Below are 11,667 nucleotides of genomic sequence, written 5' to 3' on the forward strand. Positions count from 1 at the left end.
GCAGACGCAAACCGTTTTTGTTATATCATCGCTTATTTTTTACCGCGAAGTGCACCTAAAATAAGTGATACAACTGCGATAAAGATAATTGAACCGATCAATGCTGGGAATACATAGATACCACCGAATGATGGTCCCCATGCGCCTAAGAACATACCGCCTACCCAAGAACCGAGTAAACCAGCGATAATATTACCTAAAATCCCACCTGGGATGTCTTTTCCTAAAATTGCTCCGGCAGCCCAACCAATGAGACCACCAACTATTAACATGACAATAAAGCCCATTATAATAGCCTCCTTTGTATTTTAATCTTTATGATAATACTGATATACCCGGTGAGCAAAGATTTAATCATTAAATTATAAAATAAATAATTTTTCTACGCATAAGATGAAGGCAAGCCCACCGTATAGCAAGATGAATATATACCAAAAAGGTGTCAGCGCAACGATCACAATCATTGCAATTAGAATAAGTAGTGTCCCTATCAAAAGTGGTTGTTTTATTTTGAGACGGCGATACAATTGTTGGAACCATCCTGAATTGAAGGTGCTAGAAAATAATAGAATCGCACCAAAAGTAAAAATGGCAGGTGCAAGGTATGGGACAGACATATAGAATGACTGATCAGCTGTTTGATCTACGACAACAAGTGAGATGCTTATCATAATCGTCAGAATCCCTGTTAAAAACTTTTGTTGTGTCAGAGCGAAAGGATGATAGTAATGGTTTAGATAATATTGCAAAACTGTCCAGATACAATACATTAGCACAGTAAATATAGATATAAAGTTAAGTTTCCCCAATAAGATTAAATTAATAAAACCGTTTATTGTAATAGCGAGCAATACACTACTAAAGTGTAATGACTGAAATTGATGTCGATATAAGTCAAAAACGAGTATAGCAATTACAACAATACTATTTATAGTGACAAAAGCGGCCATGTTATTCTCCTAACTCATTGCATTTCATTTCTACATTATAACAATGTAAATATAAGTTGGCATGTAAAAAGTAGAAATAACTTGTAACATTTTTCGATATAAAGATGAAATAGTGTACAAAAAAAGATGAAGTTTCTCGAACTGGAAACTTCATCTTTTATACTAATTATTAAACCAGTCACTAATTTTTTTAGTGATTTCATCGAGTTTTGTGTTAACGCGATCGAGTTGCTCTTGCATCTTGTCTAGATTACCACTTTGTCGTTCATCTTCAGCATGTTGTAAGTTATCAACCGTATCGTCATATTGATTGGCAACTTGGTCTGCTTTTTTGCTATCGATGTCATTTCGTAGTTCTTGAATTTGTTGTTTCAATTGATCAATTTTACTTTGAGATTCTGCATCATTAGAGGCAATGCTATCTTGAGTTTCTTTAATTTGCTGTTGTAATTCATTATCTTTTTGTTGTAACAGTTCTTCATTCGTAGCTTGATTTTGTTCTTCTGAGTTCAACTCAGGATTTGTATCATTTGTACATGACTCAAATAAAAATAGTGCGATAACGAAGAGCGAAATGACAAAGACAACGAGCAACCACTTATTTTTGCGATTTGTTTTTTGAAGCTCTATGTCTTTTTGGCGCAAATATTCATAATCTTGAGTAGGTTGCTGTTGCGCAGTATTTTTAATCAGAATGCCACCAAAAACATCGTATTGTTGCTGATCAGTTAACGTGTGTATGTTGAGATCAGTATTCAGTTGATTGCGTTTGTCATAAGCAATAATCGTACCATCGTCTAAAACTTTTTCGACTCTTGGATAAATATCGGAACGTTCTGTACGTCGCATAGTATCACTCCTATATATGTTGAAATCACATGTTAATATAGACGAACTGTTCTTACCACAACTTCGTACTACTTATTTTACACTCCTTTAAGGTTACTCCACAACAATGTATGCAATTGAGGTAGTACGTGAACGCGATTCAACGTCGGATTTGACATAACTTTGTTAATCAACCATTCATAGCGATTTAAAAGTCTTTCTGTATGATGTTCAACGGTGTCTTCAAGATAAGGGTTACCAACTTGAAGGTAAAATGGTGTCTTAGGATAACGTTTGTGAATTGTTTGTGCAAAAGTTAAGTCTGCTTCATCAAATACAACCACTTTCAGACTTAACGATGTCGGTACACATTGGGTAATAACAGTATCCAACTGTGATAAATCTTGATTCATTCCAGAGCTAGGTGGTTTTGGAGAGATTGTTAAATCGTGTATTTGGCGCATCCATGGTTGAAATTTAGTTCCTTGTGTTTCCAAAGCAAGTTGGATATGTTTTGTTTCACATAAATCGACGAAAGCTTGTAAATTTTTGATAAGTGCAGGATTTCCACCTGAAATTGTGACATGATCAAAACATTCGCCGCCTATTTCTGTCAAACGTTCCCAAATTTCTTCGGCTGTCATCATTTGAATCTCATCTTTCATGGAACCATCCCATGTGAATTTAGAGTCACACCAGCTACATCGAAAGTCACAACCTGCCGTGCGAACAAACATCGTTTTACGACCGATAACTTGGCCTTCTCCTTGAATGGTAGGACCGAAAATTTCAAGTACAGGTATTATCGCAGTCATTTACTTGTGCTCCTTTACACGTTTTGGACGATAGACAACATAGCTTGAAGGTGTCTCACGCAGAAAGACTTGTAGACACTTAGGATTGTGTGGCAGTTCGGCAAGATGATTTTCGACAATTTCATAAATCGTTTGTGCGACAACTTCAGTAGAAGGACTTTTACCTTCGAACAAGGGTAAATCATTCAACAAATAATGATCGAACTGATCATGTATGAGTGCTTTGAGATGACTGAAATTGATTAAAAATCCTGTGTCATCAAGTGCATCGCCACCAATTGTAAGGTTGACGAAATACGTATGGCCGTGCGTGCGCATACATTTACCAGCTTCTGGCGCAGGGATATAATGTGCTGCAGAAAAGTTAAAGTCTTTGTTTAATTCAAATGTGTAGGGGTGATCGATACTCGGATAAATTTGTTGCATCATTATTGACGTACTCCTTTTTCATTAAGATATTGTTCCAAACCTCGTTGACGAAGTAGGCAAGCAGGACATGTGCCACATCCATCAGCTATGATACCGTTATAGCATGTGAGAGTCTGATTGCGTACGTAGTCTAATACGCCCAGTTCATCACTAAGTGCCCAAGTTTCTTTTTTGTCTAACCACATCAGTGGCGTATGAATGACGAAGTCTCGATCCATTGCTAAGCTCATCGTGACGTTCATCGATTTAATAAATTGGTCTCTACAATCTGGATAACCAGAGAAATCCGTCTCACACACACCAGTAATAATATGTTTAGCATTGATTTGATAAGCCAATGCACCGGCAAATGACAAAAAGAGTAAATTACGTGCTGGGACGAAGGTGTTTGGTATGTCGTCAGAAGTATCAATGTCGATATTTGATGATGTCAGGGCATTGGGTGAAAGCTGTGCCAATAGTGACATATCTAAAATATGATTTTTCAATCCTTGATCTTTGGCAATTGTTTTGGCAACTTCTATCTCTTTTGCATGACGTTGTCCATATTCGAATGTGACAAGTTCTACTTCTTTGAAATGTTTTTTAGCATAAAAAAGACAAGTCGTACTGTCTTGGCCACCGCTGAAAACAACGAGGGCTTTTTCTTGGTTCAGTGCATTTGACATGTTGATGTCGCTCCTTTTTGTTTGAGAGCATTCCGAGCGATTTAAAAAGGGTGTTTTAAAGTAAGTATCTAAAAAAATTGAGTTGGACGATGGACAGTTTTGGTGCGAAAAGCATAAAAAAAGTCCGTCTCCATAAAAATAGACGGAAAAGAAGTCTAGTTTTTTATAGAGGGTTGAGTATACGCTAGGAACCTCTGTATGAATATTTTACGTTGATAAATGTAACCTATATAATAAGAGAAATCAACCGATTGAAGAAACATGCAATATTTATTCAATTATTCTTCTATAAAGGCATTCATTTTTGTCAATTATAGAGACATTTGTGATAATAGAGTTAATTCAATTTAAATGAGGCAAAACTGATGATAATAATGATTGATAACAAAGATTCATTTACATATAATATTGTGGATTATTTAAAGACAGAAAGTAATAGTCATATTGAAGTGATTGATGTAGATGATGTATCTGTTGAAAAGATTGCATCATGCCGTCCAACAGCCATTGTGATTTCACCGGGTCCCGGAGCACCCGTTGATTACCCGATATTACAAGATATTTTATGTTATTTTGAAAAGCGTGTTCCAATACTCGGTGTGTGTTTAGGATTTCAATTGATTGTCACATATTATGGTGGCAAGATTGTTCATGCTCCGTATCCTGTTCACGGACATACGACCCGAATTACACATGATGGTTCGCAATTATTCAGAGGGCTACCATCTGCTTTTAATGTGATGCGTTATCATTCTTTAATGGCGGATCCGGCAACGATACAAACGCCACTCACCGTGACAGCAATGAATAAAGAGCAAATGATTATGGCAGTAGCACATGAAGACTTGCCAATTTACGCTGTTCAATATCATCCGGAGTCGATTTTGTCAGAGCATGGACATGCCCAAATACGAAACTTTCTTGATAAGGTAGGGTCTACAAATGGTTGTGAAGTTTAATTATACGTATTACACAGATGAACAAAATACGGAGACATATCATTATACGTTTCATACGCCGGTCGTTTCATTCCTTGCACACCACCTGTCAGAGGTCGGACAGGTCGTTGCGGAAGCGGAACGTTTACAACAAGCAGGTTATTATGTTGCATTGTATTTACCTTATGAAGCAGCGGCATATTATAACGTTGATTTTGGGACTTATACGCCAGAAGATGGTATCTATGCGGTGTGTTATGCATTTGAATCACCAGTTGCAGTGGAGATGGAGAGTCAGCCTATCATTTCTGAACAAATGAAAAGATTACCATTTCGTTTTACAGAAACAGAACAGAGCATTACCGAGAACATTCAAGCGATACAACAGGAAATTGTCGATGGTTGGACGTATCAAGTGAATTATACGACACGTCTTGAAGCAGCAGCGACGACATCTATTCAAAGCCTTTATACACAGCTGACGCAACAGGCAAACGGTAATTATACGGCATTGATTGATACAGATGATTTGAAAATTGCATCGATATCTCCTGAGTTGTTCTTTCAGGTAGGGCCATTCGGTCAATCAGAACGAACGGTGATGAGTAAACCGATGAAGGGGACAATGCCACGGGGGAAAACACCACAAGAAGATGAAGAGAATTATGAAGTGCTAATACAGTCGATGAAAGATCGAGCGGAGAATATTATGATTGTTGATTTGTTGCGTAACGACATTGCACGAATTGCACAACAAGGAACGGTTCGTGTTGGGCCATTATGTGCGATTGAAACATACCCAACTGTTTATCAAATGACAACGATGGTAATGGGGACAATCACTAACGATATGTCATTAAATCAGTTGTTAGCAGCACTTTTCCCATGTGGATCAATTACAGGTGCGCCGAAAGTGAATACGATGTCAATCATTCATCGATTAGAGCCAACGCCACGACATTGTTATTGCGGTACGATTGGTCTACTACGTCCTGAAGGGAACGCCGTGTTCAATGTTCCGATTCGAACGGTGCAACAACTCGGTGACCGTTTCGTATATGGTGTCGGTGCAGGTATCACAATTGATTCAAACCCTGAACAGGAGTACAAAGAATTTCAAGATAAGACAAGAATTTTAAAGGGGATATAGCGATGCAATTATTTGAGACAATGCGATTAGAGGCAGGAAAGATTCCACGTGAAACATATCACCTTCAACGTATGACCCGTTCAGCAGAGCAGTTAGGTTTGCCATTCTCTCAATATAATTGGGTTCAACGACTTAAAGGTGTAAAAGATACCTACACTGAAAATACATATCGTTTGAAGGTCATATTGTCAGCCGAAGGAATACTTACAACTGAAATAGCGCCTCTTACAGATAAACCATTTTTAACCGCACGTTTGATGGAAATAGATGAACAAACACCACGTTGGCAACGAACGAACAAAACGTCTGAACGTTCACATTTGCATCATCATCATCAGACGGATATTGTTTTGTTCCATAATGCAGAAGGAAAACTATTGGAGTTTGATATTGGCAATTTAGTTATATCTTATCAAGCTGAGAAACAGACACCACGCTATGAGCATGATTTTTTACGTGGTTGTATGAGACAAGCGTTATTAGATCACGGTGAGATTATTGAAGCAGATTTGACTGTTGAATCGTTAAAAGCAGCTATTCTAGCACAGGATGATATTTGGATGATTAATAGCTTAAGAGAATGGATGCCCGTACAATTTCGATAAGGTTGAGGGAACAATAATGATAATAATAGGATATTTAATCGTATTTCTTTTTTTGATGTGGTTAGGGCAAAAGGTCTGTATACGCTGTGTACGACATCAACGCAAAGGGTATGCATTTTTATGTATGACACTTGTTATTCTAATGCAGGCAGTTGTGATTTACTATTTTGTAGGTACAATCATAGATCAAATGACGACGTTATTAAAATTGTTTTATAATGAAACGTAAACGAGGTGGAACGAATGAAAGTTTATAGTCAAGGAGACCAAGCGATTGTGGTGTCTTTACGCGATCAAGTGACACCAACTGCGACACAGCGTTTGCTCGTATTAAGACATTATTTAATCGAACAGAATGAACCATTCATCACAGAGATTGTACCGACAGAAACCGATATGTTGATCTCTTATGATGCGCATATGATGATGGAACAGATGGCTATCGCATCGCCATTTTTATATATGAAAAACTTGATTGCACAAATTGATCTCTCAGAAGAAAAATGGAAAAAGCAACGTCGTTGTGTCAAAGTGCCGATGTATTATGGTGGTGAATATGGGCCGCATTTGAATCATATTTTGGCGGAGTTAGGGATAACGGAAGAGACGTTTATTCAGCATCATACATCGAGTGACTATTTCGTATCTATGATGGGCTATTCACCGGGCTTTCCTTATTTATCAGGTGTAGATCAACGCATTATCGTTAATCACACAGCACCGGAAAAGCGATTTATTCCCGCTGGGTCTGTGATTTTAGAAAATAATAAATGTGGGATTACGACAACAGATACATATGAAGATTGGCTTGTGATAGGTTGGACACCATTACAATTATTTGATCCGACAAAGAAAGATTTTGCGCTTATTTCATTGGGAGACCACGTGAAATTCGATGTGCTACAAGAAGGGCGTGATGTGTGATGACATTAATGATTGAAGACAGCGGACTCTTTTCAAGTTTCCAAGATTTTGGACGACAAGGTCATGAACATTTAGGGGTGATTCGTAGTGGCGTACTCGATATTGTTGCACATGAAATTGCCAATCGACTTGTTGGTAACGATCCGGAAGAAGCGACGTTAGAGATGACCAATCGTATGGCTCGTATCCGTTTTATAGAACCGACATTAATTGCAATGTCAGGGGCAATTGCGATTGCGCATACCGATGATAGACAGATAAAAATGAATAAACTTTATTTAATGAACAAAGGGGACGTATTGCGTTTTGATGCATTGCATAGAGGTGCTCGTGTCTACTTAGCTGTTGCAGGTGGTTATGAACTCGAATCGTGGTTAGGTTCTGTCTCTACTGATGTGATTTCTACAATGGGTGGCTATCAAGGTCGTGCTTTGAAGGCTGGTGACAAAGTAAGCTTGAAGCGTAGCTATCATCAAGGACACCGAAAACTATTCGAACGACTCAAAGAAACAGGCACTACTTCATGGGGAGTAGACGGTTATACGCTATCATTCAACTATTTGTCTGACGTGATCCACGTGTTGCCGAACAAAGGGACAGAAGATTTTGATGTTGAAAGTCTACGAGCATTTACGCAACATGAGTATTCTGTAACTAGTAAAGCAAATCGTATGGGAATCGTATTAGATGGTATACCTATTAAAGCTCATTACGATGGGATGCCACCGCATCGTTCAGTAAAAAGAGGGACGATACAGGTGAAAAAAGAAGGAGCACCAGTGATATTGTTGAATGATCATTATACACTCGGTAGTTATCCGCAAGTGGGTACGATTGCGACATATCACTTGTCAAAAATCGCACAAAAACGCCAGGGTTCAAAAGTAAAGTTTCAATTGATTGATATCGCACAAGCGGAACAAAACTTGGTGAAGTATCATAAATGGTGCCGTCATCTCTTTGCTGGAATCGCATATCGGATGAAAGAAGAAATGCATAGCTAGTATTAAACGAGGTTGTGAGAGAAGCGTTTAGAATTTGAGCAGAATTCGAGCGATGAATAAAATCGCTTTTTGATTTTATCGAATCGCAAAATTCTGTCGAGAATTCTGCTTCTTGAACACTGACATCACGAGGTTGTGAGAGAAGCGCTTTGGAGTTGAGCAGCATCAAAATTTTATGCTTAATGAATGTGTTGTTCTCTACAACTGGAGTCTGAATACAAAAATAAGATGATTTTATATAATGGTATGTATGAGCAACTTTATGTAAGTATTTCAAGTGTTTGTTTGTTTTCACTTGAAATTTGTCACTTATTCGTATATATTGTTATACTGAACTTATATTGAATATTACAAAATGATTACAAATAGATTAATTTAAAGTTTTAAATCCATAGGACATGCCGTATTTTCATATCGAACAGACGACTTGTCATGGATGTCACGATAAATAAAGAGAAGAGATGTATCATTAACGGGGGAACATACATGGAAAAAGGAAATAAAAAAATAGGGATTTTTATGTTTTTCTTATTGATGGTTTTAACCATCTCACTGAAAACATATTTTGCCTATTATGTAGACTTGTCACTCGGTGTTAAAGGGCTCGTACAAAACTTAATACTTCTAATGAATCCATACAGCTTGGTTGCGTTGATATTGAGTGTGTTTCTACTATTCAAAGGTAGAAAAGCATTTTGGTTTATGTTCATCGGTGGTTTCCTTATTACATTCGTCTTATATGCCAATGTTGTTTATTTCCGCTTTTTCTCAGACTTTATTACGTTTAGTACTTTGAACCAAGTAAGCAATGTTGATTCTATGGGTGGGGCGCTAAGTGCATCATTCCAATGGTATGATTTTGTCTATTTCTTAGATACTTTTGTGTATTTATTTATATTGACGTTCAAGCAGAAGTGGTTGGACAAACAAGTTTTCCATAAAAAGTTTGTGCCAGTTGTTATGGGTACTGCGATTGCCTTGTTCTTCTTGAATTTGGCATTTGCAGAAGCAGACCGTCCTGAGTTATTAACGCGTACATTTGACCATAAATATTTAGTGAAATATTTAGGACCTTATAACTTCACGGTATATGATGGTGTAAAAACGATTGAAAATAATCAACAAAAAGCACTTGCTTCTGAAGATGATCTGACAGAAGTATTGAATTACTCTAAACAAAAAAATACTGAGCCGAACCCAGTATATTACGGTAAGGCAAAGGGTAAGAATGTCATTAAAATTCATTTAGAGAGTTTCCAAACATTTTTAATTAATAAAAAAGTGAATGGCGAAGAAGTGACACCGTTTTTGAATAAGTTATCTTCAGGTCAAGATGACTTTAGATATTATCCGAACTTCTATCACCAAACAGGTCAAGGGAAGACTTCAGACGCTGAGTTTACGATGGATAACAGTTTATACGGTCTTCCACAAGGATCAGCCTTTTCATTAAAAGGTGATAACACATTCCAGTCACTACCAGCTATCTTGCATCAGCAACAAGATTATACAACGAATGTGATGCACGGTGACTACAAAACTTTCTGGAACCGTGATCAAGTGTATCGTCACTTTGGTATCGATAAGTTTTATGATGCGACATATTATGATATGTCACCCGAGAATTTAGAAAACTTAGGGTTGAAAGATAAGGAATTCTTTAAAGAGTCAGCAGAATATCTCGACAAAGAAAAAGAACCTTTTTATTCACACTTGGTAACATTGACAAATCATTATCCATTCACGTTGAGCGAAGAGGATGCAACGATTGAAAAAAGTGATACGGGGAATAATACGGTAGATGGTTACATTCAAACAGCACGTTATTTAGATGAATCGGTTGAAGCATTCATCAACGATTTGAAAGCACGTGGTTTATATGAAGACTCAGTAATTGTTCTTTATGGTGACCACTATGGTATTTCAGAAAATCACAACAAAGCGATGAGCGAGTTGTTAGGTGAACCAATTACACCAGCAAAATTCAATGACTTGAATAAAACAGGCTTTTGGATTAAAGCACCAGGTGTTGAACCAAAAGTAGATGAAACATATGCAGGACAAATTGATGTCATGCCAACGTTACTTCACTTACTTGGTATCGACACGTCAAACTATTTGATGTTAGGAACTGATATGTTATCGAAAGATCATCAAGAAGTTGTACCATTCCGTAACGGTGACTTTGTCACGAAAGATTACAAGTATGTAAATGGTAAAGTGTACAACAACAAAGATAACGAACCGATGACGACACCACCGTCGAACTTGGAAGAAGTAAAACAACAAGTTCAAACAGATCTTGAAGTTTCGGACAAGATTTTGAATGGCGACTTGTTCCGATTCTATAAAAATCCTGATTTTGACAAAGTAGATCCAGCGAAATATAAATATGAAGCAGGTTCTAAAGCTGAAAAATAGAACGATAAAAAGCGACTGACTTTACACATCAATCATGTGCAAAGTCAGTCGCTTTTTTTGATATTACCTAACCTAATGCAACGTCTAATATCATCATAATTGTAAAGCCGAGCATCAAACTTAATGTTGCAAGGTCGGTATTTTCACCTGATTGTGAGTCGGGAATCAGTTCTTCAACGACAACGAATATCATCGCACCTGCCGCAAATGCGAGTGCATACGGTAAAATAGGTGTGACAATTAATACGGCTGCGGCGCCTAATGTTGCAAAAACAGGTTCGACAAGCGCCGACCCTTGTCCATAGTTAAATGATTTCCATTTAGATTGCCCCGCTGCATGCATTGGAAGCGAGAGTGCAGCGCCTTCAGGAATGTTTTGAATCCCAATTCCGATTGCAAGCCCGAGTGCACCGAGTAATGTTGCATGTTCATTGCCTGTTGCAACACCACCAAAGGCAACACCAATCGCAAGCCCTTCAGGAATGTTATGTAGTGTAATCGCGAGAAAAAGCAATGTATTTTTACTAAGCCCGGTTTCAACGCCTTCTACTTTTTGAGAACTGTCTTGCGCATTGCGATGCATGTGTGGAATGACGTAATCGAGTGAACGGATAAAAACGCCACCGAGTAAAAATCCAATTGCGGCAGGGAGCCACGGATACGTACTATCCGAACTGCTTTCGATAGCAGGTTGTAATAATGACCAGAAACTTGCAGCAATCATAATACCTGCAGCAAATCCTTGCATGGAACTAAGTATTTTCTGATTGACGGTTTTAAATAAAAATACCGTAGCAGCCCCTAGTGCAGTTAATAACCAAGTGATGAGTCCAGCAACTAGTGCTTGAACAAATGGGGGGCTGTCGGCAATGTAATTCAACATAGCGTTTGTCTCCTTGTATCATTTGAATAGAAAAAAAGGTATAATAGATAGA

General features: G+C 37.8%; 13 protein-coding genes. 6 read left to right on the top strand and 7 right to left on the bottom strand.

Features of this window, described 5'->3' with window-relative positions; genetic code table 11:
- Positions 1-32 precede the first annotated feature (32 nt).
- The 6 genes from C7J88_RS09005 to queC form a co-directional block, all read right to left on the bottom strand.
- Positions 33-290 carry a GlsB/YeaQ/YmgE family stress response membrane protein gene (locus C7J88_RS09005; protein ID WP_095115509.1) on the bottom strand — a complete coding sequence of 86 codons (258 nt, stop codon included), beginning with the start codon at positions 288-290 and terminating at the stop codon, positions 33-35.
- Positions 291-362: 72 nt separating this feature from the next.
- The gene (locus C7J88_RS09010) at positions 363-749 is read right to left on the bottom strand and encodes a hypothetical protein (protein ID WP_249027472.1); all 387 of its coding nucleotides are present in this window, start codon (positions 747-749) and stop codon (positions 363-365) included.
- 363 nt (positions 750-1,112) lie between these two features.
- A complete protein-coding gene (locus tag C7J88_RS09015) occupies positions 1,113-1,799 on the bottom strand; it encodes a hypothetical protein (RefSeq protein WP_095115513.1) in 687 nt (228 codons plus the stop codon).
- A gap of 77 nt (positions 1,800-1,876) precedes the next feature.
- Positions 1,877-2,593, bottom strand: coding sequence for a 7-carboxy-7-deazaguanine synthase QueE (queE, locus tag C7J88_RS09020; RefSeq protein ID WP_095115515.1), 717 nt, complete (start codon positions 2,591-2,593; stop codon positions 1,877-1,879).
- Positions 2,594-3,022: a 6-carboxytetrahydropterin synthase QueD gene (queD, locus tag C7J88_RS09025; RefSeq protein ID WP_095115517.1), complete on the bottom strand. Its 429-nt coding sequence runs from the start codon at positions 3,020-3,022 to the stop codon at positions 2,594-2,596. It lies immediately after the preceding gene.
- On the bottom strand, positions 3,022-3,690 hold the full coding sequence (queC, locus tag C7J88_RS09030; protein WP_095115519.1) for a 7-cyano-7-deazaguanine synthase QueC: 669 nt from the start codon (positions 3,688-3,690) through the stop codon (positions 3,022-3,024). Before queC ends, queD begins: the two co-directional genes overlap by 1 nt.
- A 365-nt stretch (positions 3,691-4,055) precedes the next feature.
- On the opposite strand from queC, the gene C7J88_RS09035 reads away from it, so the two are divergent.
- The 6 genes from C7J88_RS09035 (at position 4,056) to ltaS (ending at position 10,732) form a co-directional block, all read left to right on the top strand.
- Positions 4,056-4,649, top strand: coding sequence for an anthranilate synthase component II (locus C7J88_RS09035; protein WP_095115521.1), 594 nt, complete (start codon positions 4,056-4,058; stop codon positions 4,647-4,649).
- The gene (gene pabB, locus C7J88_RS09040; protein ID WP_095115523.1) at positions 4,633-5,778 is read left to right on the top strand and encodes an aminodeoxychorismate synthase component I; all 1,146 of its coding nucleotides are present in this window, start codon (positions 4,633-4,635) and stop codon (positions 5,776-5,778) included. Before C7J88_RS09035 ends, pabB begins: the two co-directional genes overlap by 17 nt.
- A gap of 2 nt (positions 5,779-5,780) precedes the next feature.
- Positions 5,781-6,383: an aminotransferase class IV gene (locus C7J88_RS09045; protein WP_095115525.1), complete on the top strand. Its 603-nt coding sequence runs from the start codon at positions 5,781-5,783 to the stop codon at positions 6,381-6,383.
- A 243-nt stretch (positions 6,384-6,626) separates the two neighbouring features.
- On the top strand, positions 6,627-7,307 hold the full coding sequence (locus tag C7J88_RS09055) for a 5-oxoprolinase subunit B family protein (protein WP_095115527.1): 681 nt from the start codon (positions 6,627-6,629) through the stop codon (positions 7,305-7,307).
- Positions 7,307-8,311 carry a 5-oxoprolinase subunit C family protein gene (locus C7J88_RS09060; RefSeq protein WP_095115529.1) on the top strand — a complete coding sequence of 335 codons (1,005 nt, stop codon included), beginning with the start codon at positions 7,307-7,309 and terminating at the stop codon, positions 8,309-8,311. The genes C7J88_RS09055 and C7J88_RS09060 overlap by 1 nt, the downstream gene beginning before the upstream one ends.
- A gap of 486 nt (positions 8,312-8,797) precedes the next feature.
- Positions 8,798-10,732: a polyglycerol-phosphate lipoteichoic acid synthase LtaS gene (ltaS, locus tag C7J88_RS09065; RefSeq protein WP_095115531.1), complete on the top strand. Its 1,935-nt coding sequence runs from the start codon at positions 8,798-8,800 to the stop codon at positions 10,730-10,732.
- A 67-nt stretch (positions 10,733-10,799) separates the two neighbouring features.
- Here the strand turns inward: ltaS and C7J88_RS09070 are convergent, their stop codons facing one another.
- Positions 10,800-11,615, bottom strand: coding sequence for a ZIP family metal transporter (locus tag C7J88_RS09070; RefSeq protein ID WP_095115533.1), 816 nt, complete (start codon positions 11,613-11,615; stop codon positions 10,800-10,802).
- Positions 11,616-11,667: the final 52 nt, after the last annotated feature.

It is taken from the genome of Staphylococcus muscae (genome assembly GCF_003019275.1).
In the GTDB taxonomy this organism is placed as follows: Bacteria; Bacillota; Bacilli; order Staphylococcales; family Staphylococcaceae; genus Staphylococcus; species Staphylococcus muscae.

Coding starts and splice junctions, on each gene's coding strand:
- C7J88_RS09015 (WP_095115513.1), bottom strand. CDS start 1,799: ATGCGACGTACAGAACGTTCCGATATTTATCCAAGAGTCGAAAAAGTT.
- queE (WP_095115515.1), bottom strand. CDS start 2,593: ATGACTGCGATAATACCTGTACTTGAAATTTTCGGTCCTACCATTCAA.
- queD (WP_095115517.1), bottom strand. CDS start 3,022: ATGATGCAACAAATTTATCCGAGTATCGATCACCCCTACACATTTGAA.
- queC (WP_095115519.1), bottom strand. CDS start 3,690: ATGTCAAATGCACTGAACCAAGAAAAAGCCCTCGTTGTTTTCAGCGGT.
- C7J88_RS09035 (WP_095115521.1), top strand. CDS start 4,056: ATGATAATAATGATTGATAACAAAGATTCATTTACATATAATATTGTG.
- pabB (WP_095115523.1), top strand. CDS start 4,633: ATGGTTGTGAAGTTTAATTATACGTATTACACAGATGAACAAAATACG.
- C7J88_RS09045 (WP_095115525.1), top strand. CDS start 5,781: ATGCAATTATTTGAGACAATGCGATTAGAGGCAGGAAAGATTCCACGT.
- C7J88_RS09055 (WP_095115527.1), top strand. CDS start 6,627: ATGAAAGTTTATAGTCAAGGAGACCAAGCGATTGTGGTGTCTTTACGC.
- C7J88_RS09060 (WP_095115529.1), top strand. CDS start 7,307: ATGACATTAATGATTGAAGACAGCGGACTCTTTTCAAGTTTCCAAGAT.
- ltaS (WP_095115531.1), top strand. CDS start 8,798: ATGGAAAAAGGAAATAAAAAAATAGGGATTTTTATGTTTTTCTTATTG.
- C7J88_RS09070 (WP_095115533.1), bottom strand. CDS start 11,615: ATGTTGAATTACATTGCCGACAGCCCCCCATTTGTTCAAGCACTAGTT.